This window comes from Flavobacteriales bacterium, assembly GCA_016704485.1.
GTDB lineage: Bacteria > Bacteroidota > Bacteroidia > Flavobacteriales_F > PHOS-HE28 > PHOS-HE28.
Map to the genome: position 1 here is coordinate 111,719 of JADJAA010000003.1, position 26,128 is coordinate 137,846.

Below are 26,128 nucleotides of genomic sequence, written 5' to 3' on the forward strand. Positions count from 1 at the left end.
TTAGCGCTGAACTACGATGCGTTCCATGATCCGTTGGCCAGAACCCAGCGTCACTTGCATGTGGTAGATCCCTTCCGCTTGATCGCTGAGATCAACTAGAAGTGTGTTCCGGACTGAGCGTACCGAACGACCTATGCCATCAACAACCGCGATCGAAGCGACTTGTGAAGCATCAACTCCACTCAGTAAAAAAGCACCATTGGATGGATTCGGATACACCTCAAGGATTTCGGATCCGATCTCATTCACTTCCGTAGTAAGGGTGCAGACATTCGTACCCAAAATGGCTATGATACCAGGATCAGCACACAAATACCGGAAGGCTTTTGGCGGGCTAGCATTGTATTGCCAAACGATGGTACCGCTTTCGTCAACCTCATACATGTATTCATCCGATAGTGCGACGAAAATATTCCCGTTCGGCATTCGGTCCGATGCGCTTTGCCCCGATGAATTAGCAAGACACACATGCCTCCAATCGTAAACCGTTGGCCCAAAGGCCGTATTTGGAGTGCGGTCATAGTTGTAACCGTTCAATGGTGGGTCGATGGCATCAATTACCGTGTTCCCACTTGGTCCCCCTACGTTGTTCACGAATTGCAGATACCCAGCATTGGGACGACCGTCCTTGATCCATCGTACATCATGCACCGCTCCTGCAATGGTCTGTGTGCCCATAGTGCCATAGTTCGCTGGTTTTCCCCATCGGAATAGGAAGTCGCCGCCCTTTCCTGCATTCCCAGCGGAATGACCTGCTGCTTCCGCGGTTGTGGTGCTATGATCAATAACGAAGATCTCACTCGCATAACGGGAACTGAATGCGATCTGATCCAACCCCTCATTGTAATCGATACCGTTCGAATGGAACCAATCACCACCACCACCTGGGCCGCCGCCACCTTGTATCGCTACGTTAATGTTCATGCGTTCCGGATGCTCCGCAATAGGCATGTAGTTCGGTTTGCTCGCATCAACGTATTGGATGAAACGATCAAGCATGTTCCATTCCCACACCACTTCACCTCCACTGCCATTTTGCTGTACCTCAATGATACGGGTAGGCCATTTCGCTGAGGTGCCAGTATAACCGAGTGCTTGTAGTTGCGCATTGGTCTGAACGAACCAAGCCGTTAGCAATACATTGCCATTGGGCATCAAGCAAATATCGTGGTGCGAAACATAGCTCGAAGTGGAATAAACGAATTCCCAAACGAGCGCACCAGCTGGCGTGAACTCTTGGACCTTACCTCCCACGGCCGCGCCATTCAACTGATTTCCAACGTTCACAGCTCCTCTCACCAAATTCCCGTTCGGCTTGATCGCCATCGCATAGTTCGCATTCGAAGGCAACGACCAACTATGCGCAATGGCACCGCTCGCATCGATCAAATAGGCCGTGCTCGCGTTCTGGTTGTTATACAGTGCATACCCGTCGAATTGCGCTTGGGTTGCGAACATTGCTAAGGAGCCGATGAAGAACAAAGCAGCTCGCGACAGGATTGAGTGCTTATCACCGAAAATCGAGTAACGTGTTTTCTTCATTGTCTATCTACGGATGTGGGCTGGATCATTAACGTTCAGACAACGCTTATGAACATAGGTTTAAGGGTGCAACGTAATTGGCCAAGTGCTTTTAAGGGTCGGCAATGTAATTCGCTCTTAAAGGTCATAGCAGGTTTCTTGGACGACCTTCACTGGAAGAATCCCTCAACGGGTCCGAAGTTCGTCATACCTCGCTGCCCTATAGCGATCGGTGGTAATACTATCCACGAAATACATCTCCATTTCTCCTTTGCCTTTCGCTTCAATTCTTCCACGTGAAGTAAACCGTAGATCCGGCTTATCCTTCAACAATTCGTACGTGGTTCCACTGATATTAACGCAGCCGACCGAACCGGCTGACTCCATACGGTTCGCTGTATTCACGGTATCGCCCCAAATGTCATACGCGAATTTCCTTACGCCCACGATCCCCGCAACCACCGGCCCGCTGTGGATACCGATCCTGATCTCGAAATAGGGTAGACCCGCTTCGATCTTTCGCGCCTTCCCTTCAGCAATGAAATCCCTGATCTCAAACGCTGCTTCGACCACATCTTTAGCATGAGTAACATTAGAGGTGGGTAAACCGCCGGCGGCCATGTACGCATCACCTATGGTCTTGATCTTTTCAACACCGTGCTTTTCCATGATGTGATCGAACGCACTGAAACATTCGTGAATGTCCTTGACCATTGCCTTTGGGCTCAATCGTTCCGCATATTGAGTAAACCCTGCAAAATCCGTGAAGATCACACTGACCTGCTCCATGAGCTTTGCATCGGCAACACCATTATCCTTCAGTTCCTGGGCAACCGCTTCAGGTAGGATATTGAGCAACAGGTCATCGGATCGGTCCCGTTCCAATTGTATGGCTCTCCGCGATCTATTGATATAGCGTAATCGGCTCCACAATCCGATGGCCAATGCAAAGACACCTATACCAACGAAAAAAGCAATATTCCGGTGTTCGCGCTCCTTCGCCACTTCTTCCTGTCGCCTAAGTTCAAGTTCGACCAATCGTTGCACTTGGGCTAAACTATCAGCTAAATGTTCCTGTGCAAAAGCATGTGTCAATTCGATCCGCGTCATTTCCTTGACATTCTCCTGCCCGAATATGGAATCACGAAGTAGAATGTATCGCTTATAATAGGACAGAGCCATGTTCCCATTGCCCAAGGATTCTTGGACCTGATACAGACATTCACAAGCTCCTTGTTGCATGGGGACCACGTCCATCTCATCAGCGATATCCAATGCATCCTTACACCACTGTAAGGCTTCCTTGTACCGCCCTGTCATTCGAGAATTATTCCCAAGGTCGATCGACACTATGCCCTCCATGTATTTGCTCGATTGTCCCTTGATCGCCTTCAAACTTTTCTGAAAATAAAAACGAGCTGAGTCCAATTGGTCCATCTGCTCCATGCAATTACCCATGTGCATATAACTCACTCCCATCCATACATCCGAATTCAGACTTGTCCAGATCGCCAATGAACGCCGGTGCTGAATGAGTGCCTTTTCAGGTTCATTCATATCACTATATAGAGCGCCGAAATTGTTATAGGATCTAGCTAACATCTGTTGATCCTGCAATTTCGCGTAAACTTCAACACTTCTTCGGTAATACTCTTCCGCTTTGTTATAGCTCTTCTGAAGTTGATAGACCGCACCAATATTGTTATACACTTCAGCGAGACCTTGTTGATCACCTTGTTCCTTACGAATGTCCTCGGCTGCAAAGAGTATTGAAAGCGCAGTGTTGTATTCCCCAAGCATATGCTTGATGAACGCATCCTGGATCATTACGCGACTTAGATCTCCCTTGTCTCCATGCGTCGTGGCCATAACCCGAGCCGAATCGATCAGCACCAATGCGTCATTGATCCGATCATCAGAACGCGCTTCGAACACTTGATCCAAGATGACATCAAAAGGACGTGGCATTTTCTGCCCCATAGAGAACAGATAACTGCAACACGCAAGGATCAAGAAAAATGTTCTAACGGACGCAGAGAATGACAACGACAGAACGAGCCGATGTGCGTAATTCATAATGCGAAAGATACTATGCTCCGATCTGATAAGATCCAGAATTCCGTATATTACCAACCTAAAACCCAAATTAAATGCTAGCTCTCCCTCTTGCATGTCTGCTTTTACTAAGCTCACAGCCTAGTTATTGCGCACCACTTGAAAACAATTCGGTCGAGGTCACTGAAGACGTTGCACAACCACTTGTGGACACCCCGACTGCGCTTTTCGATAAAGCCGTACTTCAGGACCTACTGAAAAACCCCTTGTGCACAGCAATTCGTTTCTACAACGCCTTGGCTACAAGTGATGCAACTTCGTACACCGTGATTGCCATCGGCATTGATAAAGATGGAAAAGAACTCAATGGTGGCAAGGCTTATCGCATGTACGATAAACTGGAAAGTGGAAAGATCGTAGCAAAGAATCTGACAGCATCCAAGGCATCCGCAGCTTGCATCCGGTTGACCGCATCCGGCAAGACCTGTTCCACCGCAAGCATGGAAAAACCAGATATTGAGGCGCTTCTCGCCATGGCGTGCGACGGAATTCAAATAACGGAGGAAGCTGTAGGCAAGGACACCGGTTTTCGACTAGTGACCATTTCAATCATTGACGATAAAGTGGTGATCGCTGGAACCGCGCCCGATAATACCAAAGTCTGTGGCGACCCTTGTCCTTCTGTTTGTGGACCAATGGAGAACTATTTGAAGACGAAATAGGCCTTCGATCATGGCGGCGTCATCTGGATAAGAAGTATTCCACTATCCGGTCCTTATAGCCCGTAGCCCTCAGGTGTCGGTTGAAACCCCGACCATTCGTAGTGGCGATTGCTATATGGTGATCTCGTCGGAGTCATGATACCGACCGATCGCGATCCAGTTCCTCGCCATAAATTGCAGGCACTATGCTCATGCCCGCAAACGACCACGCAGCCTTCGCGCTATTCAAGTCCTACATCCGCGATGCTTCAGGAATTAGCGAGGATGAATTCAACCTCATCGCACACTTCTTACGTCCCGTGCACTTCAATAAAGGAGCGGTAGTTCTTGAGATCGGTTCTGTTTGCGCTCATGCATTCCACGTTACACGCGGTTTGTTAAGAGTGGCAACGTTGGACAAGAATGGTGATGAGCATATCGTTCAATTCGCTCCGGAAGGCTGGTTCGCATCGGACCGAAGCAGCATGTATTTCCAAGAACCTTCGCATCTCCGGATCGATGCCATTGAAGATACGGATGCAGTGATGGTAGGCCAGGATTATTTTGATGCCCTAGCAACGATCAGCGAAACGTTCCGAAAATTCAACACCACTCTTCTCCATAATCACATTCGCCACATGCAGGATCGCATAGCGCTGTTGCTTGGTGCTCGGGCCGATGAGCGTTACCAGAAATTCGTCAGCATGTACCCCGATCTGCTTTTGCGCGTTCCGCAGTGGATGATCGCGAGCTACTTGGGGATCACCCCGGAATCGCTGAGCCGTGTTCGCCGAGATCTGGCTGAACGCAATTTCAGCACACGGTGAACTTCTTATCATAGGTCAATGCACAGGACCAGCATGTGGTTGGACCTTTGTGGCGTTCAAAAACTCAACTACAATGACCTACAGACCTATTGAAAGAGTGATCGCACCCGGCCAACCTCATTTTGTTGGCGACGGTTTCCGCGTTCACAACTTCATTCCACACGGAGCGTCAGTTTCCATGGAACGCATGAGCCCGTTCATCATGTTGGATTACAACTCGAAGTGGCAAGTACCTGCTGCTAACAGTCCTCGCGGCGTTGGTGTGCATCCGCATCGTGGGTTCGAAACCGTTACGATCGCCTACAAAGGAAAAGTTGCGCACCACGACAGCAGCGGAGGCGGAGGCGTGATCAGTGAAGGCGATGTACAATGGATGACGGCCGCTTCCGGTGTGCTGCATAAAGAGTATCATGAAGAGGAATTCAGCAAACATGGTGGCATTTTCCAGATGGTGCAGCTCTGGGTGAACCTACCGAGCAAGGACAAAATGTCCACGCCGAAGTACCAAGCGATCGCACACGAAAAAATGGCACAACATCAACTACCGGACGGCAGTGGAGCGATCGAAGTGATCGCGGGTAATTACAACGGTACCCAAGGACCAGCGACAACGTTCACCCCAGTGCACATGTATAATGCACGCTTGAGCGCAGGTGGAACGGCGGACTTTGAGTTCCCGTCGAATTACAACACATCGCTTTTAGTGGTGGAAGGCGCAATCCGGGTGAATGGCACCGAAAACGTGCCAACCGATCATTTTGTACTGCTTGCGAATGAAGCAGGAACCATCACCATTGAAGCAACCGGACCAGCAGTAGTACTTGTGCTTAGCGGGGAGCCGATCAATGAACCCATTGCTGCACATGGCCCGTTCGTGATGAACACGCAAGACGAGATCAGGCAAGCCATGCACGACTTTAACCAAGGCAAGTTCGGCTATTTGGAGGATTGAATAGCTGCCTTCCAATGCCTCCTTTAGTTATGTTCAGCTTTGGGACCGACCATGGTGGTGAGCGTATGAAAAGCTCGTCCACCAAAGCAACCCTTTTTGGTTTTGATCCGTCTAAACATTAACCGAGAGGCACTTCCACTTTGATGCGCACTTACTTCACGCTGATCGCCGCGTTGGTAATTACTCCGATAATGTTTGCGCAGCTAACGGACAAACTCTTTTTCATCCGAAACCCCTCACCGGGGGTTTTCTGGTTCAGTTCGATAGGCATCGGCACTGGAGTTATTGATGATATTGAATTGGCACCCATTGTTACTGTGGGAGATACCTACAGCTCGTGTGTTAATGTTACCGCTGAACAATTCTATTTGTGTAACGGGATCCAGATCTTCGGTTTCGATGCGAACGGCATGCTGCCAATGACCACGACAACACTTCCACTGCCACCCAGCTCTGTTTTCGTTCAAGTGGTTGTGGACCCATGTGATGGAATGTTCTATGGCGTCCTGAAGGAATACGCGAATGGCGTTATCATCGGCGTTTCAATTGTGAGCTACGATCCATTGTCGAACAACGTAACATCGATACTTCCGTTACCACTTCTGCAGTGGGTACCAACAGCTCCAAGTGCTGAGTACGACCCTTCAACTGGCGTCTATATCATCTCAGCCGACCTCATCGGCGATGGGAGTTATGGGTTGGCCTGCCTGGATGTACACTCTGGCGAAGTACTTAGTGCGGATAGTATGGTAGGTATTCCTGGTGAGTCATTCGGGCATTGGGCGCTTGGTTGCCGATCCTCTGAAGGGCCACTTCTCTACGGCACCTCCATTGACCATAATGCGCAATTGAAATACTTGGGCGTCTGCCAAGCGTTCGACCCTGTGGTCTCTCACATTTCGGAGAGCGGCACACCCAGCGGCTTCTGGAAACCTTATTGGGGTGGCTCATGTGTTGACCAAGGCAACAACGTGTTCTATTGGGCAGGGGCAGGCGGAATCATTATCGGAGCATCGCTGGATGACGGCTCCTACGTTTACAATGCTAGCGTGACCAGCGGGGAACTTATGTTCCTCGAGCACTTCAGCACCTGTGAATGCAACACAACCGTTTCAACGAACGACAGCCAGAACAATACCAGTGCTCCACAAATAACCTGCACTGGAGACATGTTACACGTAACACAAGCACCAGTGGGAACATCGCTCTATGTGATCGACGCATCGGGTCGCGTGGTGCAGCGAATTCAGTGTATCTCTAGTGATATCAATATACAATTAGCAGACCTGAAAGAAGGTTCTTATGTGATTCAGGGCCAACCTTTGGAGGACGGTGATTCCCATATCCTAGGGCGGATCGTGATCGTTCGATGATCAGTGAACATGATCCGATCAGCGCTATGCGAAGAATTGAATCAGGGTGAAGGTGCTCTTTGCACCGCACGAATATCGAAAGCACAATAAGTTGCAGCGAGCTGGTTCGTTCGGATAACCGGAGAAGGATCCAATACCAGTACGGCGAAACCTGAGGGTCTCGCCGTACTGATCTTGATCAGATCTAGATCTCTGCTCGTCTATTCTACAACGATCCGCTTCACCACATTCAGCGAACCGCTTCCAACTTTTACCATGTACACTCCTGCGCTCACGTAGGACATGTCCAGCATTTTGGAATACACACCAGCGTTGTTCGCCAACGAGTAATACGCCAACAGTTTGCCCTTCGTATCATAAATGGAGACCGGCAGTTTCTCGTTCGATGCCGCAGTTGTGTAAGTAAGCATAAAGCGGCCACCATCCATTTGCTGAATGGACAAGTTCGCATCATTGGCAAGATCGGAACCTACACCAACTATGCCTGTAACGTTCGCAGTGTAATCGTTCGTGCGGCCATAGGTCATGTCATCACAAGCGATTGACACATTGTTGCCATCCGTACCACGAACGCGCATGAGGTGCATGCCTTGTGTTACGCCTGCAACGGTTGCAAAATTCACCGTGAATGGGAAATTGGTATCTGCATTGGCAACAGAGCCAGTGGCTATCCGTTCACTGGTCTCAAATTGGTAGTTATCGTTGAAGTCGATCCAGATCGCGAAATCAGAATCGTCATATCCCACTTCCAACGAAGACACGAACGGGTTGTTCGCCATAACAAAGTTGAAGACGATGTTGGGCTCGTAGCTGTATCCCGGAGGCGCAGTTCCACAAGTAGGTTCGAGATCCTGATCGGCGAGTTGGAGTTGCGTCACACCATCATTGAATCCTGCACAATCCGAAGTAGGTTGGCAGATGTTATTCTCCACAACCTTCGTGAAGTCGTCATTGCTCGTATCTCCATCACCAACGATCTCTGTTCCTGCAACAATACTATACGAACCGAGTGCAGAGAGATCTACTGTGGCAGTAAAGGTGTATGTGGCAGATGCCCCGGAGGCTATGGACCCGGCATAGGTCTCTTGCACAGGAGTTCCTGCATTTACAGTATAATAGACCGGAACCGAAGTTTGCGTAGCGCTACCGAAGTTCGTGATCTCCACGGTAATGTCCTCTGTGGCCGTTAAGCCGGATCCCGTTGATGGGCTTGTGATCGCTGTTACCCCGCAATCAGCGCCTAATAGATGTGTTACGTTCTGACTGGTCGTATCATTCCCGTTGAATTGGTCCGCAGCATACGTGGTGTATGATCGCAAAGCATACGTCTGCCCAACGATCGAAAGATCTGCTGTTGTAGCGAATGTGTGCTGCGCAGATACGGAAGATGCAAGCGTACCAACAAACGGTTCAGTTACTACCGCGCCTCCATCCATCTGATAGGAGATATCGAAACCCGTAGCGGACGATTGGCCGTAATTGAACACCGTCACGGTCACTTGTTCTGCGTTCGTCAACGCACCGTCCGTTGGGGTATCGATGGTGACCACGCCAACATCATCGGTGAAGTTCGAAGCGATCTGGAATACACCGACCACATCAGCGCCACTACCATTATGAATGTATTCGGTAGTGTACCAGAACTCCTTATTGTTCACGGGATCGACATCGATCTTGCCATAGTCACCAAAACGGTTACCGCTGATGTTGCCCGTTCCTGCTGAGATCAATTCTTCAGCAACGGTCATGGTTCCAGACGGATCATTCGCGAAGCGACCGGTATAATATGAACTCACACGGTAGTTGGTCGGAGATGGCGTGGTAGGACCCGCCATGCTCGTATACCCCATGCCGATGTTGCCGTATTGGTCCATCGCGAGGCTTGCGCACCATGCATGTTTTCCATTCTCAGCGGTATACGTTCCTTCCTGCTCAATTGCCCATGGTGCATTATCAGCAGGTTGGCGCAGCTCATACCAACGAACGGCGGCCAGTTCACCTGTTGTTGCATCAGCATCAACAACAAAATTGAAGAGGGCTGAATTATGACCAGAGAATTTGCGGAATTGAGCTTGGTTCATGATCGTTGCTTGTAACGCATCGATATTCCCACCACCACCAGGTTGTGCCAAATTCGAGAAACTACCGCCATCGAAAACAGAGATGAAAGGTGTGGCCGCCAATTGAGTTGCCGCCGAAACTGTTGAGTTGGCCGGTGTCGCCCAATCCACATCGATCGTCCAGAGCTTGATGTGATCGAAGCTTACACCTCCCCACGCATCATCTTGTAAATAAATCGCAGTTGCACCTCCTGCAGCAGGCATAACATCATCGGTAACGTTCAGCACCTGCGGACTTTGGAACCCGCTTGTGACCATACCCGGAAGGTTAAAGCTTTGGATACCAGGCGTTGCTGCCCCGGCAAGCATGGCCGTACGCTCCAGTGCCCAAACCTTATTGTTGGAACCGGTATTGTCCGTTATGTAATAGCCATCGCTCCAAACCGAAAGCTTTTGATAGTCGCTTATCTGACTCACCGAATAGACATTCCATGCAGAAGTGACCGGGTCAGGTCCTTGTGAAACTGCCACCTCGGCACCGGTGCTGAAGAAGAGGTATGTAATGACCCAACGGTCCGCAGCCGCATCATAGGATACAGTGAGATCGCAACACCCTCCGGAGGAAAAGATGTTGTTCACATTCAGCCCTGCGGTAAGCGCATTTCCGTCCTTGTCATAGATAATGAAACCCGTATTGTATACGATAAATACGTGGTTGAGGCCAACTGCCAGATCAGGGTCCGATGGCGGTGAAACATTGTTGTTCACATCGAAAACAAGGGAAGGTGCTCTGCTCTGAATTCGTCCTTTTAGACGATGTTGTTCGGTGGCCAGAACATCGTTCTCGGTTTGCCTGTCCTTACCCGGAACAACAAGATTCTTGGATGCCCTACCGTCGTTCGGAGCCTCGGTCAATGGTATTGCCGGGTTCAAGGAAGACCGCTCAGAGAGTGGTGCCTCAACGCGCAACTTGGTTATCACCCCGGTGTAGGTTGCGGGACCAGCAACGTTCGGAGAAGCATTATTTGTTGATCCTTGGGCATGAATTCCGGTGCTTATCAAAGTTAGAAGAGCAATGGAAACTAGTGTAAAGGTTGAGCGCATTGAGGGTTATTTTGCGTGAATCTATAGAACTCTATCCCAATTAGAGGAATAATAATGGATCAATCTATGGATCCCGAAATGTTGACCACTTACAACCGATCAATTTCGCGCATGGTTTTCGGCTACATTGCACAGCAATTCCTTTGGCCAAAAGGAATACCATTCAATGCTTATGGCACGCTGGTTGCATAGTGCAAAACACATATAAAGAACGCCGAAATGAAAACGATACTGGCTATACTTACTTCACTCATTTTTGTGAGCTGCGCCCAGAAAAATTCAGCTCCCCTTGAAGTAGAGAAAGAAAAGGAAACTGCTCCAACGGAGATCCATGAGAAGAACCGTACGATCGGTGTAATACAACAGGCCATTACCAAAGAAGGTTGCGCTTGGACCATTCGCATCAAGGAAGTGGACTACTTGCTGGACCCCACAAATCTCGGAGAAGAATTCATGGTCAACGAGCTTCGTGTACGCTTTGATTACCTGCCATTACGCATGGTCAATCGATGCAAGGAAGCAAACCCCATCGAAGTGCTATCGATGGTAAAAATGAAATAGAATTCCAGCTTCCTTTTTCTGGATGTTACAGACGCTGGTCCTGTGCGTGCGGAGCTATATGTGGGTGTCACTTCTGTCTCCTAGGACTTGTCCTTTCCATACCTTCAGGCAGCACCTGTTCTACTTGCTGCGTCATAGTGCTGTATCGCCGATCTAATCCGAAAAGAGATGAGAACAGTTATGCTCCCCGTTGCCTTTCTTATGATCAGTGCGCCGTTGCTTGCGCAACTTACTGCCGGTGAGATACCCGCCGGAAGCATCGCTTACACTACGAACATTGACCTGAACCTCACCACGCAATTCACTTCCGATTCTGCTGATGTGGAATTGGACTGTGACGACTTCGGGGATGTTCGCGCGCAACTATTTCGAGGTGCACCTGAGATCGATGCACCACACGTGGCCATGTTGCATTTCGTTGATAACGATATCGAAGTCTGCACCGACCTTACCACAGGATTTCAACTGCGACCAAAGTTCTATAGCTTCAGTGAGGTGCTGGCATGTGTGGGCAACTTCGATTGGCTAATGGGCGATCAACTTGTTCTTGGTGATCTGGGCGGATTCACGGGCATCGGGCCGACACGGATCGACAGTATGTACATCGCTTACCGCCGAGGAAATGAAATGGGTTGGATCCTTCTGTCATTTGATCTTGAGTCCCCGGAAATAAGTTTGCAGATCCACCACGTATTACCCATCTGCCAAGGCCCCAATAGCATAGAGCAGTATGAAGCACCCACTCCGGTAAGCCTCTTTCCGAACCCTAGCAACGGCGGATCGATCCGTGTAGAAAGCCCCTATGCACTTATGAGCCTAGAATTCCTCGACCCAACCGGAAGGGTCATTGCACAATACAACGGCAACACGCGGACCATGGCTGCACCGGAACGATCCGGCACCTACTTCCTTCGGGCTACAGATACCAACGGACTGCAAACGGTTACGCGCTTCGTACAGCAGTGAAAGTTCCGCCTTATTAGCAAAATAGACGTGTATGTCTTGCCGGTTGACACAACGATCTGCGTATTGCTAGTCGGTTAGATTATCCATGAAAATGAATCCCGCCGAACGCTGATCATTCCGACGAGAGAAATCCTTCGTCAAGCAAATTCGCTTTAGTATCAAACCTTGCATTGGCCATTCTCTAGGCAGATAAGATCAGGGTATCCCTTCGTCTAGATGCACATGATGCATATTAGGGCCTTAAGCCTCGACCCGAGGTGCTTATGCTTAGTACCGCTCCGAGCTAGGGCGCCTATATCGATCTACGGAATTCAATAATTAATAACGGTGTACTTAAGCCAAACGGAGCAGATGAGTTTGTCCGTTGCGAGTTAATGAAAGATAAACACTTTCACAGGAACTCCATCCGATTTTCCTCGAATAATAATGGAATAAACGCCTGCCTCGAAGCTCCCTACATCAAGCACATAAGTAGGACCATTAACTGACCTTTCCAACACACTTCTTCCTTGCGCATCGAACAAAACAAGAGTAACCTCACCATGACCAATTCCTTCAATTTGTAACAAATCCTGCACAGGATTCGGATACACTTGAATTTCAGACATTGTTTGCTCTTGAACTGAAAGCAAATAACTATCCGAACTGATCGTACCACTTGTATCACCACTAATAACAGAACCGACCAGCTGATAGACTTCACCTTGTGCGGCACAATTCCACGAATATTTATCAATCCCTTTTCCTTCAACATAGCTGACATGATCCCATAAGTTACAATAAGGATAACTCTTAAGGTCGCATTCCTTACAATACCTCCCTAACGAATCAATTCGATGTTTTGCAACACAAATAAAATGTGGCGAACCCGGTGTGATCTGATGCTCGGACATGATCAATTCACCCGGATAGGATGATAAAAGGTCACGATATGGTAACTCGGTGATCGAGGTTTCCCACTGCATATTGTTCGACCCGGAGTAGTAATTTGTATTCGTGGATGAAGAAGTGGCGGGAGTGGTCGTCGTTATGGTCCAAACTGCCCAAGTATCGTAGAGCACGTCATCACCCGTATCCGTTCTGGAGATCATAGTATATTTTCTTCGTCTATACGTGCTGCCGTATGGATACCACCAGTTATAGTGAGCCCCGCCGCCCCCAATAAACAATTCCATAATATCACCAGCTTGGAATGGATACATCTGATGAATATCCGGAACCAAAAAACCTACATCCGGCCCGTGAACGCCATATAACTCCAGATCATTCATACGCATCATACCCCACTCGCGCGAGATCACCCACACATCACCATTCGTACATGTGATCGTCTTTTGTAGATCGATCAACCCGAATTGTACAAGTGTATCTACAGCCGTAACTTCCGCATTGATACTGGCAGCTGTATCCATGACCCATATACTCCCAAGATCAGCATACGGCAAGAACACTAAGGAATCCGGATCATGCAACAGCCAAACACTATCTCGCACGGTCGCTGAACGTTGTACGAATTGTGGCAGATCAGTGACTACAGAATCGGGAACGCACGTGTCACAGTATTCCGCAATGCGATTAAACTGATGCTCGTAAAATTCTGCTCCAAGCGTATCGGTATGCGTAATAAAAACCTGAGCACTTACTGCACCCGTATCAGATGTGAAGTAATTATACTTCCAGCCCGGTTGGAAAAATGACCATTGCTGCGCCATTATCGATAATGGCATTACTAGAAGGAATCTCAAAAATAAGCATTGCCTAAGTTATCTATGAACACTGGGCTTTGATCAACTTTTTAATGTTCCAGTTGATCTTCTTCTTTGGCGCAATGTACTTCGCTAAGAAAAGCGATGGACATCAGCGACAAGCAATGGGAAGTGTTGGAAAAACCGCTTACAAGTATTTTTCATAAGAGCGAAACACGTGGCAGGCCCAGACAAGATCCACGTGCGGTGCTTAACGGATCTTGTGGATATGCCGGACCGGTGCACCATGGGCAGATCTACCTGGCAGATACCCGCCATACCAGACTTGCCATCGGTACCACAAACACTGGTGCAAGAGCGGTTCTTGGGATAAACTGCTGCATGCTCTTGCATCGGATCTACGCGATCGAGGGAAGATCGACATTACCGAATGCTTTATCGATGGCACCTTCGCAAGTGCCAAAAAAGGGGGCTTGTGTTGGACCTACTAAGAAAGGGAAAGGCACCAAGATCATGGCAGTCACAGACGCTGTTGGTATTCCTCTCACCGTACGGGCCTTTAGCGCCAGCACCCATGAAGTAAAGCTAGCCGATAGGACGATCCGTTCGTGTGCCATAAAGCCCAAACGTGTGATCGCCGACAGGGCGTACGACAGTGACAAACTAAGACGCACATTGAAGAAACGCGGAATCCAACTGGTATGTCCGCACAGGAGTAACAGAAAACGACAAGTGCATCAAGATGGACGGGAATTACGGCGCTACAAACGCCGCTGGAAGGTCGAAAGGTTGTTCGCGTGGTTGTTTAACTCGCGCCGTACATTCGTTCGGTATGAATACCATGCAGACCTCTTCTTAGGCATGGTGCAGTTGGCTTGCGTAATGATAATTCTCAAAAGTTATTTTTGAGATGGCTTCTAGGCAAAACAAAGCGACAGCGTAACGGTTCATTTAAGTTACGTAAAGCTAATGTAATTGATGACACAAAACGACATGTTCCATTTCCTTAAGCTTGCGAGTTGAGCTGCGCGCCTAGGTTGAAACAGAACTTATCGATCTTACAAGATCACCAATTAAAGCTAACTTTCCGTGCCGCATCCGTGCTTTTTCCGGCAATGGCTTATAACAGAACACGATCACCGAGAACGCGGATCCTTGTACAGTTCCACGACCTCAATAAAGCCCATGGTTCATTCACGATACGTGAACCGCATCACATTCGCTGGCACCAGCCCTTTCTTATCCCCCTCGTTGGAAATGAGAAGATCGCCATTGGTATGGAACGCGAGGCCCTCCGGCTTGTAATATAAAGCGGCTGGAAGCGGGATTACAAGGCGCAACGTGTCATCGTATACCGTTAACAACCGATCTGACGCAGATAACACGTAGAGTTGACCGGTAACCGGATGCACCGCAGCGGCACTGGGACTGAAACGCACGTTCCGTTCGGCCAACGTGGGATAGGTCCGCGCGAATGCATCGGCCACCTCGGTGGCATCCAACGTGCGGTGAAGTTGCTGTTTGTTGTTGTGAATGCGGTGTATCAAACGCTTGTTGCTTTCACCCACTACAGGCGCCTCTTTGCTTACTATGAATAAGTCGCCGTTGCTATTAGAAAAAAGTCCTTCATAGTTGAGCGAAGGCAACGTGTAGTGTTGCTCGCTTACCAACTCGCCCGTTATACAATCCAAGGTGTAAAGCTTGCCATCGCTGCGCAGAATAGTAATGCGATCGCCATTCACAGCAATTCCTTCGAAGTCGCCAAGATCAGTGAAACGGTGAACATTTATAATAGCCTCAGCGATCAGGTCAAATTCGAACACAGCTCCCAATTCATCCTGCACACAATACACCGTATTCGGCCCACCCAGGGCAATGTCCGAAACCTCGCGCAACAGTTCCGGTAGCGTATAGATACTATCCGGCTTGAGAAGGTCATAGGGTGCACCGGGCAGCGCAACAGCAGCCAATTCTTCGACACTCCAACCGTGTGCCGCCAACATGGAGAGCGGGTTGAATTTGCGGCCCGTGGTGGTGAAGTAGACATTGTGCTCAACGCCATCCAACACCACCTCTGCCTTTACGAATGTGCTATCCTTCGCGGTGATCAGACTTACCTCATCGATCAGCCAACCGGGATACTTCTTATCCAACGATCGACGGATGCGGAGCATCGCATCCGTATCCGGTTTGCCTTCGCTTTCCTCATAGACCACTGCTCCATTGTGTATGCCCATTTCCACTTTGCGACCGTGACAGAGGTACTCCACTTCCAATAGATCGAAATCTGCACGTTGCACTTTTACGATATCCGCACCGGGACAGCGTTGCTGCACCAGTTGACCATAGGATGGGTCATTGGCTGGCTGGGCAGCGACGCTGAAGCTGAACAGAAGGATAGAGCTGGTGGCTATGAAAGTGCGCATGATCATTTTTGGTTACGATGTTGTTGGCCGTTCTGGAATTAGTCGGCCATCTTCTGTAGTTGATTTCCGTTGCTGTCATAAACAACGTCCCATTCCGTTCCGTTACCTTTCAATTCCACGGTGTACGAGACCGCACCATCAGCAGTAATACGCTCTGCATCATCCGTTCGGTGACCGGGAAATTCGTTGGCGATGGAAGCCTGTACCGCAGCGGGTATATCCGATGTGGAGATCTCCTCTTTGTGCCGCAACAACTTGCCGGTGGCATCATACCACGCATCGTGATCCGTGAAAAGCAGACCGGTCTCGAACTCTACTTTGTATTGTGTGCCTTTGAGCTTCCATTCCACATCCATAGCACCAGAAAATTCTTTATTGAATGCAGCAAGTACCGGTGCGGGAACTTGTACTTGTGGCACCTCCTGTGCTGAAGCCGCGTTGCCCAAAAGTAGCGCAGCTGTAGCACAGGCGGTGAGTAAAGAGTGGCGGAAATAAGTTGGGGTTTTCATGGTTCTTTGTGTTTTTGATATCACAAAGGGAAGCAGTGACATGGGAAAGAATTGGGAATGAAAAAAAACACAGAAATAAATTACTTCCCGTTCTGCTCAGGTGCAGTTAACTCGAGCTCATGCACTGTATCATAGCGATACGTTAGCTGCATGTCATACAGATCGGCAATGGCTTTGGCAATGGCCAGTCCCAAGCCGGTACCGCCTTCAGCTTTCGTCTCTTTGTGGAACCGGAGGAAGATCCGTTCGGCATCCAACGCCGGGGTGCTACCTGTATTGTGAACGACTACACGGCCCTGCACTACTAACACCGTAACGCGACCACCAGCATGGTTGTGAACGATAGCGTTCTTCAGCAAATTGGTTACCAAAGTGCGCGCCAACGCGGGATCCATGGCAAGCGTCAGGTCACCTTGCGTTTCTAGTTGCATCTCCACTTCGCGGTGTTCGGCGAGATCCGTGAATTCCTCCATGACCTCTGCAGCAAGTGTTGCGAAAGACACTTCCTGTTCGTCTGGAAACAGTCGGCTATCAATGCGTGCGAGTAGTAACAGCGATCGGTTCAACCGGGTCAAGCGCTCCAACACAGCGATCACTTCGCCAACGGCCACCATGCGTTCTTCTTCGCTCCCACCGTGCTCTACCAACAATTCCAATTTATTGATGGCGATGGCCAAAGGGGTTTGCAGTTCGTGCGCAGCATTCTCGGTAAAGGCGCGTTGGTCCGCATACGCATCGGTTGCGTGGCGCACCAAGCTGTTCGCTGCGGCCTTCAATTCGTTGAACTCATAAACCTTGGTCGGCACATCGGGCAAGGAACGCGCTGTGCCCAAGCGGAATGTTTTGAAGTGATCCAGCATTGCGTGGAAGGGTTGCCATGTGCGCTTCAATACCACGTTGTTCACCAGCATGATGGTCAACAATACCGCTACGTAAAGTGCGATCAATGCAAGGGCGATGTGCTCCACGAGATCATCTTCTTCCACGGTGCTGGTGTAGATCTGGATCCGGTAATATTGCCCTTCGTGTTTGAAAGTTCCGTTGCGCAAACGCACCGATTCCACTTCGCCCTCACTGGGTATGAACAGTGACGTATCGAGGAAGCTCTTCTTCACCTTTTCTGCGGCAGGTTCAATTGCAAATCCATACAATCCTAGATCCCGGATACCGAGCAGTGTGCTATCACTCTTGATCCTGTATGTGATCACTTCCTCCTGATCGTCCAGCCCTTCATCGATGCTATCCTGAACGGCATTGCGCAACACGAAAAAGAACGCAACCGACCACAAGCCCAGCACCAGCAAAAGTGCCAACGAGAGGTGTAGTAATGAGCGGTTCAATAACTTCATTCCACTAAGCGATATCCGATGCCGTAGACCGCTTGTATCTCCACTTCAGCATCGCCTTGTTTCAACTTCTTGCGCAAGTTCTTGATCTGCGCATACACGAAATCCAAGTCGTCTCCTTGATCTGCGTGATCGCCCCACACATGTTCCGCTAATGATGATCGCGTAACGAGCCGGTCCTTGTTCAGTAACAAGTAAGTGAGCATGTCGAATTCCTTGCGGTTCAAGGCCAGCGGCGTGTTGTTCACATGCACCGTGCGCTCTTCCGGATCCAAGCGCATGTTGGCGGCATCCAACGTGGTTCTTCCACCGAGATCCTTCCGCCGCAACACGGAGCGGACGCGCGCATTGAGCTCCGCGATATGGAACGGCTTCGTCAAATAATCGTCCGCTCCAAGATCCAACCCGGCCAACTTATCATCCAACGAATCCTTGGCCGAAATGATGATCACATTACCCGCCTTGCCTGCCTCCTTCATCGCACGCAACACCTCCAATCCACTCCCTCCGGGCAGCATGATATCCAACAGCACCAGATCGTAATCATGGTCAGTAACGCGCCGCAACGCTTCACTTTTATCGCGCGCAGTTTCCACCACGAAGTGTTCCCGCTCCAGCGAGCGCACGATCACCTCAGCGAGTTCTACTTCATCTTCGATCACCAAGATCTTCATCGATCGCAAAAGTACCGGCCGGATCTGGGAATGAATTGGGAAAGTGGTCTGTGTAACCGCGCTGAAAGGATCCAATGCTTATTCCAGGGAACTTCAAGTAGCTGCCTATAATTCAATGTAACAATGCGCCCTTTGTAGAATTGACTTCCGATATGGTAATTTGCAGCTGATCCTCAATGACTTGGACTCAGTTCAACGCATAGAGGCATCCATCTTCAATAATGTGCGTCCTATTACAGAAACCTTCTCCTACCATGCCACGAAATCTCACCATCGCAGCATCGCTCCTCGTTGTATTCCAGCTACCGGCGCAAGCGCCACAGCTCTATTTTCAGAATGGCTTCACTGACCTAAACCTACGCTACTCGAAGTCCATGAAGCAATTGCTAACGACCCTCGTTCTCCTCGTCTCATTCAGCGTGCACGCCCAAGAGGAATGGTCCATCAAAATGAAGCCAGAGGGCGTCAATGCAAGTGTATTCTGGGCACAGCATAGTGGTGTAGGCTTCAGCCTTGGCGACTATGTCTTTTTCGGAATGGGTTATTTGAACGATGGTGAGGTGACCTCCATCTTTCGAAAGTACCACCCAGCGACCAACACCTTTTCTGGCTTCGGGCCAGGCGGGCAAGCGGAGGGTGGCTTCTCGAATTTCAACGCCGGCGCAGGTGGGGTCGGATTCTCCATGGGCAATGTTGGGTACGCAGGTCTCGGGGGAAGCGGAACCGATGCCAATGACTCGATCTTCCGCTACACACTTACCGATGATCATTTCTGGGCTATGACGCCGCTCGTGTTCCCTGGAGGAAAACGCAATGAAGCAATCTGCTTCGTGATCGGCGACAAGGCGTATATCGGTGGCGGGGTCGATGCGTACGCGGTAAACACCTTCCGCGACCTCTGGGAATATTCCGCAGCGACCGGTTGGGTCCAACGTGCGAACATGCCCGCGACCATCGAATCTGGAACGGCTTTCGCGTTGGATGGAAAAGGCTATGTGATCAGCAGCACTGGCACCCAACTCTGGAGCTACGATCCGGTCACGAACGCCTGGACGACAAAAGCCCCCTATCCCGGTGGAGCGCGTGATGGTGCCGTCGCATTTACCAAAGACGGCAAAGGGTTCATGGGCACGGGATATCGAGCCGGAGTTGGCCGCACGAGGGATTTCTTTGCTTACGACCCTGCCTCGAACTCATGGACATCCGTACCAAACTTGTGGGATGCCTACGGTCGCGAAGATGCAGTGGCCGTATCCCACGGGAACAAGGCTTATGTGATCGGCGGCCGAGCGCATTTGAACTCCTACGATCCTGCTGCAGAGATCTGGGAACTCGGACCACCTGCGCCGATCATTCCCGGCACGTGGGTACAAAGGCCTTACTTACCGGGTGTTCCGCGTGAACGGCCGGTGACCTTCGTGATCAACGATATGATCTATGTGGCGGGAGGGAACTCCAGCTCCGGCGGGAATCTCAATGAGGTGTGGGCTTATGATCCGGAGGCGCGATCATGGACTTCCCGCGCAGCAGTACCTGCCACTGGTGCACAAGCAGGAGCCGCGATCAATGGTAAGGGCTACGTACTGATCAATGCAGCATCAAACAATTTCTGGGCTTATGATCCTGTGGCGAACACATGGACGCAACGCGCTGACATGCCCGGTGGAGCGCGCACGAACACCGTAGCGTTCGGGCTGAATGACCGTGTATTCGTTGGTACCGGTGCGGTCAATTCCGTGCGCCAGAACGACCTCTGGGCCTATGACCCGCAGACCAATAGCTGGGGACAGCGCACCAACATGAATGGTGCTGGAGTGCAACTTGCTGCGGCCTTCGTGATCGGTAACAAAGGATGTATCTGTGGTGGGAACCTGAACGGATCCAGCACCGCCACCAGCGCCGTTCGTTGTTATGATCCTGTTGCCGATAGCTGGTCGAATCTTGCATCTTTCAATGCACCGAACCAGATCCAGTCGCACATGGCCTTCGCGATCGACGACCAAGCCTATAGGGCAGGGGGCTTTATCTCCGGCACCATCCTGAATGCGTTCCACAGTTACGACCCAGTGACCAATGCATGGACCATTCAGGCTACCACAGGAGGGGGATGGCGCAGGGATGGCGCTGCTGCCGGAGCGGCGGGACGTGGTTTTTTGACCTGTGGGAACTTGAACCCTGTCAGTTCCTCAACCGCATCCAGTTTCAATGCCAATGATCTGTGGGAATACATACCAACCGACTACGTGGCGAACCCGGGAATTGAGATCTCAGTGCGCGTAATGCTTGGCGGGCCATTCATGAATGCCGCACAAGGCATGAATGATCAACTGCGCACTGCCGGACTGATCCCGCTTACCGAACCCTATTCCGCATTGGGCTATTCCCACGTGAACGGCGGTGGAGAAACAACAACATCTGCAGTACTCACCGCGAGCGGTACCAACGCCATTGTGGATTGGGTGGTGGTCGAGTTGCGTAGTACCGGCAACCCAAGCACTGTACTCGCCACACGCAGCGCCCTCGTGCAGCGCGATGGCGACGTTGTCGATGTGGACGGGACGTCGCCCGTAACGTTCAACATGGCGGCGGGCAATTACCATATCGCCATCAGGCACCGTAACCACTTGGGCTGCATGAGCGCCAATGCACTCGCACTTTCTCCTACACCGACGACCTTGGATCTCACGACTCCGGCTGCCACCACGTGGGGTACCAATGCCCGCAAGAACGTGAGCGGAACAATGGTGTTATGGGCAGGTGATTGCACTGGCGATGGTCAAGTGAAATACACTGGCACAGGCAATGATCGCGACATGATCCTGCAAGCCGTTGGTGGGGTAACGCCTACGGCTACGGTTGCCGGATATAGAGTTGAAGATCTGAACATGGATGGGCTCGTGATGTACACCGGAACCGGTAACGACCGCGACCGGATCCTGGAGAATATTGGCGGTACCGTGCCTACGAATGTGGTGGTGGAGCAGTTGCCTTAAGATCCTATAAATTGCGAAGAAGTGCCAATTCCGGGATCAGGCAACCTATCCTGGATCACACGTCTAACAACAAATGGGAATGAATATGTGGAATGGAATTCTTGGCCTTGGTTTTCTGTGTTTTTTCGGTTCAGCGATACACGCCCAATACACCATACCGGACCCGGCATTTGCTGCCAAGCTGCAAGTGCTCGTGCCGAATGCGATGAACGGGAATGTCTTGGATGAGAACCACCCGAATGTGACATCATTGACGAGCATGGCCGTTCAGTATTCCAGCATCTCCAACTTGGATGGGGTTCAGTTCTTCACAGGATTGACAACGCTTAACTGTAGTGGTAATCAACTTGGCACTCTGCCGGACCTACCTAGTTCCATGACCACTCTGAGATGTGAATCCAACCAACTTGCCAGCCTTCCGCCATTGCCCAGCGCATTAACGTCGCTCTATTGCCGATCCAACCAAATATCCAGCCTTCCTGCACTTCCCAACACGTTGACTTATCTTGATTGCGGATCCAATCAACTCTCCAGCCTTCCGACGTTGCCCAACACGTTGTCTCAACTTGATTGCGGTAACAACCAACTCAACAGCCTTCCAACCTTGCCCAACTCGTTGTTTTCTCTTGTTTGCAGTAACAATGAACTCACCAACCTTCCAACTTTACCCACCTCGTTGAGTACTCTTTATTGCAGATCCAACCAACTCACCAGCTTTCCGACATTGCCCAACACTCTGGCTCATTTTTATTGCGATCATAACCAGCTCAACAGCCTTCCTGTATTGCCCAATGATCTCTATAATTTTCAATGCAATTACAACCAACTCACAAGCCTTCCGGCATTACCCAACTCGTTGTGGTTACTTGGATGCGATCACAATCAACTCACCAACCTACCCACATTGCCTAATAATTTAGAATTGATCTACTGCAGTTTCAATCAACTCACCAGCCTACCCACTTTGCCCAACTCGTTGTTTCAGATCCAATGCCAATACAACCAACTCACAAACCTTCCCTCATTGCCCAATTCGTTGACATCGCTCGATATATATAGCAATTCGATCAGTGCCTTACCCTCTTTGCCAAGCACGTTGATAGAACTTATTTGCGCTAACAACTCACTTTCCGCGCTTCCTCAATTACCAAACACGCTTGAAGAACTTAATTGCAGAAACAATACACTCACTTGCTTACCGACCCTATCCAACTCGTTGATCGACCTAAGGTGCTCTGGAAATTCCATCAACTGCCTACCTAACGTACCTCTCGGATTGTCACCTTCGTCGAATATTCTTGGGTTTACTCCTGTCTTGTGTTCGACCACGGACCCCTGTTTCCCACCCGAAGCCATCACAGGTACCATATTCAATGATGCCAATGGAAATGGCCTACAGGACGCCGGGGAAACGGCCTTCTTGAGTGGTGTGGCCGAAGCGCAGCCGGGCAACAACCTGAGCGGTGTGGATGTGAACGGGAGCTTTGGCATACCGGTAGAACCCGGGAGCTACACAGTACAAGGGCAAGGTGTTCTGTACCATACGATAACGACACCAGCGCACAACGTAACGATCACCGCTGGCATGTCCGCTACGGACAAGCACATCGGGTACCAAGCAATACCGGGCATCTATGACCTGGTGGCTGAATTGACCGCAGGCGTAACGCGCCCCGGCTTCGATAACAACGTGTACTTTAGCGTATCGAACATCGGTACCGAAGCAAGTACCGCCACGATCAACTTTGATTTTGATACGGATCAGAACTGGGTGAGCGCCACTGTCGCACCGAACGCGCAGGTCGGAAACAACGCCACGTGGAGCATCGCGATGGATCCGGGTGATACATGGACTGCCCGAGTAACACTGAACACGCCGGCCAGCGTGGCCTTGGGCACTGGGATCCAGCACCAACTCACGGCAACACCCGATGCGCCGGATACCACGCCTGCCGATAACATGGCCACGTGGACCAGGACCGTGGTCGGTTCCTATGACCCGAACGACAAAGTGAGTTCGGTGTCGTCGCTCACACCGACCGAGGCGCAGAACGGCGCTTGGATCGATTACACCATTCGCTTCCAGAACACGGGTACGTTCATGGCCGAGAACGTGTTGATCACCGATACGCTTCCGCCGGGCTTGCAGGCCAATACCTTCAGGTACGTGGCATCGTCGCACAGCAACTTCTGGTATATGGAAGCTGGCGTGCTGCATGTGCGCTACGACCACATCCAACTGCCGCATATCAACGCGAATGAACCGGCAAGCCACGGTTTCATCAAATTCCGCATCAAGGCCAATACCGCGCTAATAGTGGGAGAAGAGATCGAGAATGTCGCCAACATCTATTTCGATTTCAACGCGCCGATCATCACCGATCCAAGTGTGATAACAATTGCTTCACCCGGTATTGCCATTTCCCCAAAGGTGATGCTTGGTGGACCATACGTTCAAGCAACTCAATTGATGTCTGATGGTTTGCGGAGCGGTGGTCTTATCCCACTTACAGAACCCTATACTGCACAGGGATATTCCCATGTGAACGGTGGCGGCGGAGAAACAACAACCTCTGCAGCACTAGCTGTAACGGGCAACAATGCCATTGTAGATTGGGTAGTGGTAGAGCTACGCAGTACAACTGCACCGTACGGGGTGTTAGCTACACGAAGTGCCTTGGTACAACGCGATGGCGATGTTGTGGCAGCTTTAGGATCATCAGGGCTCAGCAACAATTCCTTTAGATCCACATAACGCATTAAATGCAATCGCACTAGGCCCACCATCGTTGAATATGCTGGCTGGATCTTGAAGGAGAATAATTTGCGCTTGATCGTTACCAATAGATCCGCGATCAAGGCGCACCAGATCTGGATCCGGATCGCGTTCTCATTGTCACCTAGGAAGTCGGTAAACTTCAGGTTCTGCTTGAGACGCTTGAATAGTATCTCAATTTGCCACCGCTGTTTATAGGCTTGGGCTACGTTCACCGGTCCCATTTACCCATGTTGGTAATGAATTGCAAGGTGCGTTTGAAGGTCTGGTCGTAGTAGGTTATCAAGCGCAACAGTATAGGGTTGAGTTCGCCTTCGTGGCCCAGCAGAACCCATTGGTCTTTGAGTACTCCAGCCTTCTTGGCGCTTGCGCTTACCGTGCGATCGCGAAGTATTTGCACCGTGCTTCGCAGGTTTAGGCGCGTAACAAAATGCACCCCGGTCTTACCCCAGTGCCTATACAAAGGGTAGTTCATGTACGCCTTGTCGAACACCAATATGGTTCCCTTGGCCATGTTCTTGAACTCAGGCATGAACTGCTTGTCGTTGGTGGCCGCTTTGGTAATCCGAATCAGAGATGGCACTTCTTCAGTAAGGTGCATACCCATGTGGACCTTCACCCCGCCCTTGCGTTTTCCGTCGGCAGGAGTGCGCCCACAAGCCTTCATGATCTCTTTGAAAAGTGTAATTGTGGTTGAGTCTACCAAGAACAAATTACGTAGCCAACGTTCGTTCTTTGGCAAACTGCTGTCCGATAAATAGTGTCTATATCGGCGGTATATGTCCGCAAAAACCCTAGCGAACAACTCTGGTGGCCGCTTCTTATTCGCATCGCTTACGGTGCTGCGTTTGGGCAGGTGAGTAAACCCCAAGTGTTTCAGACCTTCGCTATAACCCGCTAAACCACTGGTGAGTTCGCGAAGCCCTGAAGTTCTTTGCAACACGGCAAAAATCATAGACCCCATCAAGGTCCATGTATTGAGCTTCTTTACAGCGAAGTCTGCACCGGTTTCAACTACCGCATTATGGAAGTCTTTTCGGTTGATAAGCGATAACAGCTGTCCGTAAACCGGAGTTCCAGCCTTTGCCTTAATTTTGCCCATGGTACCATTAATTATGGAAAGGGATCCGCGACGCAATCAGGGGTCCCTTTCCTATTTTAGCAGTGCAAAATTATCCGGTCCGTTCTATTGTTCCGGACGGCAGTGATTTGGGAACAATGACCAATACTGGACGCTCGCTAAGTGCGGTAACCACAACGGTAGATTTCAGCGTTACGACAACTGCTACATACGGCACCAATGCGCAAGCTACTGTCGGAACACGGCGAGTGCTCTGGGCTGGTGATTGCCGCAGCGATGGTGATCTCAAATACACCGGAACGAACAACGACAGGGACCTGATCCTGCAACGTGTCGGTGGTGTAATACCTACGAACACACTTGGCGGCTATTACCGCGATGATGTTAATATGGACGGTCTTGTGAAATATACCGGGACAAGCAACGACCGCGACCGGATCTTAGTGAATATCGGAGGTACGGTGCCAACGAACATCCTATTTGAACAGCTGCCGTGA

At 50.3% G+C, this 26,128-nt stretch carries 18 protein-coding genes and 1 pseudogene; 10 read left to right on the forward strand and 9 right to left on the reverse strand.

Annotation, left to right across the window (positions count from 1 at the left end; genetic code table 11):
* Positions 1-1,542, reverse strand: coding sequence for an aryl-sulfate sulfotransferase (locus IPF95_17495; protein MBK6476478.1), 1,542 nt, complete (start codon positions 1,540-1,542; stop codon positions 1-3).
* A gap of 165 nt (positions 1,543-1,707) precedes the next feature.
* Positions 1,708-3,489: a tetratricopeptide repeat protein gene (locus IPF95_17500; GenBank protein ID MBK6476479.1), complete on the reverse strand. Its 1,782-nt coding sequence runs from the start codon at positions 3,487-3,489 to the stop codon at positions 1,708-1,710.
* 182 nt (positions 3,490-3,671) lie between these two features.
* Here IPF95_17500 and IPF95_17505 point away from each other — a divergent pair, with 182 nt between their 5' ends.
* The 4 genes from IPF95_17505 (at position 3,672) to IPF95_17520 (ending at position 7,429) form a co-directional block, all read left to right on the forward strand.
* Positions 3,672-4,298 carry a hypothetical protein gene (locus IPF95_17505; protein ID MBK6476480.1) on the forward strand — a complete coding sequence of 209 codons (627 nt, stop codon included), beginning with the start codon at positions 3,672-3,674 and terminating at the stop codon, positions 4,296-4,298.
* 191 nt (positions 4,299-4,489) lie between these two features.
* Complete coding sequence (locus tag IPF95_17510; GenBank protein MBK6476481.1) at positions 4,490-5,104, forward strand: Crp/Fnr family transcriptional regulator; 615 nt, start codon at positions 4,490-4,492, stop codon at positions 5,102-5,104.
* A 73-nt stretch (positions 5,105-5,177) separates the two neighbouring features.
* The gene (locus IPF95_17515; protein MBK6476482.1) at positions 5,178-6,056 is read left to right on the forward strand and encodes a pirin family protein; all 879 of its coding nucleotides are present in this window, start codon (positions 5,178-5,180) and stop codon (positions 6,054-6,056) included.
* Positions 6,057-6,199: 143 nt separating this feature from the next.
* A complete protein-coding gene (locus IPF95_17520) occupies positions 6,200-7,429 on the forward strand; it encodes a hypothetical protein (GenBank protein ID MBK6476483.1) in 1,230 nt (409 codons plus the stop codon).
* 200 nt (positions 7,430-7,629) lie between these two features.
* Here IPF95_17520 and IPF95_17525 read toward each other — a convergent pair whose 3' ends face one another.
* Positions 7,630-10,593, reverse strand: a complete 2,964-nt coding sequence (locus IPF95_17525; GenBank protein ID MBK6476484.1) for a T9SS type A sorting domain-containing protein — start codon at positions 10,591-10,593, stop codon at positions 7,630-7,632.
* Between the two features lie 219 nt (positions 10,594-10,812).
* Between IPF95_17525 and IPF95_17530 the strand changes: the two genes are divergently transcribed.
* Both IPF95_17530 and IPF95_17535 read left to right on the forward strand, forming a co-directional pair.
* On the forward strand, positions 10,813-11,154 hold the full coding sequence (locus tag IPF95_17530) for a hypothetical protein (protein ID MBK6476485.1): 342 nt from the start codon (positions 10,813-10,815) through the stop codon (positions 11,152-11,154).
* A 168-nt stretch (positions 11,155-11,322) separates the two neighbouring features.
* On the forward strand, positions 11,323-12,120 hold the full coding sequence (locus IPF95_17535; GenBank protein ID MBK6476486.1) for a T9SS type A sorting domain-containing protein: 798 nt from the start codon (positions 11,323-11,325) through the stop codon (positions 12,118-12,120).
* Positions 12,121-12,491: 371 nt separating this feature from the next.
* On the opposite strand, the gene IPF95_17540 is transcribed toward IPF95_17535, so the two are convergent.
* Complete coding sequence (locus IPF95_17540; GenBank protein ID MBK6476487.1) at positions 12,492-13,832, reverse strand: T9SS type A sorting domain-containing protein; 1,341 nt, start codon at positions 13,830-13,832, stop codon at positions 12,492-12,494.
* 138 nt (positions 13,833-13,970) lie between these two features.
* On the opposite strand from IPF95_17540, the pseudogene IPF95_17545 reads away from it, so the two are divergent.
* Positions 13,971-14,735: pseudogene (locus IPF95_17545) on the forward strand (IS5 family transposase).
* Positions 14,736-15,016: 281 nt separating this feature from the next.
* Here IPF95_17545 and IPF95_17550 read toward each other — a convergent pair.
* The 4 genes from IPF95_17550 to IPF95_17565 all read right to left on the reverse strand — a co-directional run bounded on the left by IPF95_17550 (position 15,017) and on the right by IPF95_17565 (position 18,781).
* Positions 15,017-16,252 (reverse strand): hypothetical protein, encoded by a 1,236-nt coding sequence (locus tag IPF95_17550; GenBank protein MBK6476488.1) that lies wholly within the window; start codon positions 16,250-16,252, stop codon positions 15,017-15,019.
* 38 nt (positions 16,253-16,290) lie between these two features.
* A complete protein-coding gene (locus IPF95_17555; GenBank protein ID MBK6476489.1) occupies positions 16,291-16,761 on the reverse strand; it encodes a PepSY-like domain-containing protein in 471 nt (156 codons plus the stop codon).
* A gap of 80 nt (positions 16,762-16,841) precedes the next feature.
* Positions 16,842-18,110, reverse strand: coding sequence for a HAMP domain-containing histidine kinase (locus IPF95_17560; GenBank protein MBK6476490.1), 1,269 nt, complete (start codon positions 18,108-18,110; stop codon positions 16,842-16,844).
* Positions 18,107-18,781 carry a response regulator transcription factor gene (locus IPF95_17565; GenBank protein MBK6476491.1) on the reverse strand — a complete coding sequence of 225 codons (675 nt, stop codon included), beginning with the start codon at positions 18,779-18,781 and terminating at the stop codon, positions 18,107-18,109. The genes IPF95_17560 and IPF95_17565 overlap by 4 nt, the downstream gene beginning before the upstream one ends.
* Positions 18,782-19,035: 254 nt before the next feature.
* On the opposite strand from IPF95_17565, the gene IPF95_17570 reads away from it, so the two are divergent.
* Positions 19,036-21,774, forward strand: a complete 2,739-nt coding sequence (locus IPF95_17570) for a hypothetical protein (protein ID MBK6476492.1) — start codon at positions 19,036-19,038, stop codon at positions 21,772-21,774.
* Positions 21,775-21,853: 79 nt separating this feature from the next.
* Entirely contained in the window at positions 21,854-24,529 is a 2,676-nt protein-coding gene (locus tag IPF95_17575) for a leucine-rich repeat domain-containing protein (GenBank protein MBK6476493.1), read from the forward strand.
* A 232-nt stretch (positions 24,530-24,761) separates the two neighbouring features.
* Here IPF95_17575 and IPF95_17580 read toward each other — a convergent pair whose 3' ends face one another.
* A complete protein-coding gene (locus IPF95_17580) occupies positions 24,762-25,652 on the reverse strand; it encodes an IS4 family transposase (GenBank protein MBK6476494.1) in 891 nt (296 codons plus the stop codon).
* A gap of 116 nt (positions 25,653-25,768) precedes the next feature.
* On the opposite strand from IPF95_17580, the gene IPF95_17585 reads away from it, so the two are divergent.
* Positions 25,769-26,128 carry a hypothetical protein gene (locus IPF95_17585; protein ID MBK6476495.1) on the forward strand — a complete coding sequence of 120 codons (360 nt, stop codon included), beginning with the start codon at positions 25,769-25,771 and terminating at the stop codon, positions 26,126-26,128.

What these genes read in the sequence shown, in the direction of transcription:
- IPF95_17495 (MBK6476478.1), bottom strand. Translation starts at nt 1,542, where the DNA reads ATGAAGAAAACACGTTACTCGATTTTCGGTGATAAGCACTCAATCCTG.
- IPF95_17520 (MBK6476483.1), top strand. Translation starts at nt 6,200, where the DNA reads ATGCGCACTTACTTCACGCTGATCGCCGCGTTGGTAATTACTCCGATA.
- IPF95_17555 (MBK6476489.1), bottom strand. Translation starts at nt 16,761, where the DNA reads ATGAAAACCCCAACTTATTTCCGCCACTCTTTACTCACCGCCTGTGCT.
- IPF95_17565 (MBK6476491.1), bottom strand. Translation starts at nt 18,781, where the DNA reads ATGAAGATCTTGGTGATCGAAGATGAAGTAGAACTCGCTGAGGTGATC.
- IPF95_17575 (MBK6476493.1), top strand. Translation starts at nt 21,854, where the DNA reads ATGAATATGTGGAATGGAATTCTTGGCCTTGGTTTTCTGTGTTTTTTC.
- IPF95_17525 (MBK6476484.1), bottom strand. Translation starts at nt 10,593, where the DNA reads ATGCGCTCAACCTTTACACTAGTTTCCATTGCTCTTCTAACTTTGATA.
- IPF95_17500 (MBK6476479.1), bottom strand. Translation starts at nt 3,489, where the DNA reads ATGCCACGTCCTTTTGATGTCATCTTGGATCAAGTGTTCGAAGCGCGT.
- IPF95_17510 (MBK6476481.1), top strand. Translation starts at nt 4,490, where the DNA reads ATGCCCGCAAACGACCACGCAGCCTTCGCGCTATTCAAGTCCTACATC.
- IPF95_17570 (MBK6476492.1), top strand. Translation starts at nt 19,036, where the DNA reads ATGCCACGAAATCTCACCATCGCAGCATCGCTCCTCGTTGTATTCCAG.
- IPF95_17560 (MBK6476490.1), bottom strand. Translation starts at nt 18,110, where the DNA reads ATGAAGTTATTGAACCGCTCATTACTACACCTCTCGTTGGCACTTTTG.
- IPF95_17580 (MBK6476494.1), bottom strand. Translation starts at nt 25,652, where the DNA reads ATGGGCAAAATTAAGGCAAAGGCTGGAACTCCGGTTTACGGACAGCTG.
- IPF95_17585 (MBK6476495.1), top strand. Translation starts at nt 25,769, where the DNA reads ATGACCAATACTGGACGCTCGCTAAGTGCGGTAACCACAACGGTAGAT.
- IPF95_17515 (MBK6476482.1), top strand. Translation starts at nt 5,178, where the DNA reads ATGACCTACAGACCTATTGAAAGAGTGATCGCACCCGGCCAACCTCAT.
- IPF95_17530 (MBK6476485.1), top strand. Translation starts at nt 10,813, where the DNA reads ATGAAAACGATACTGGCTATACTTACTTCACTCATTTTTGTGAGCTGC.
- IPF95_17540 (MBK6476487.1), bottom strand. Translation starts at nt 13,832, where the DNA reads ATGGCGCAGCAATGGTCATTTTTCCAACCGGGCTGGAAGTATAATTAC.
- IPF95_17535 (MBK6476486.1), top strand. Translation starts at nt 11,323, where the DNA reads ATGAGAACAGTTATGCTCCCCGTTGCCTTTCTTATGATCAGTGCGCCG.
- IPF95_17550 (MBK6476488.1), bottom strand. Translation starts at nt 16,252, where the DNA reads ATGCGCACTTTCATAGCCACCAGCTCTATCCTTCTGTTCAGCTTCAGC.
- IPF95_17505 (MBK6476480.1), top strand. Translation starts at nt 3,672, where the DNA reads ATGCTAGCTCTCCCTCTTGCATGTCTGCTTTTACTAAGCTCACAGCCT.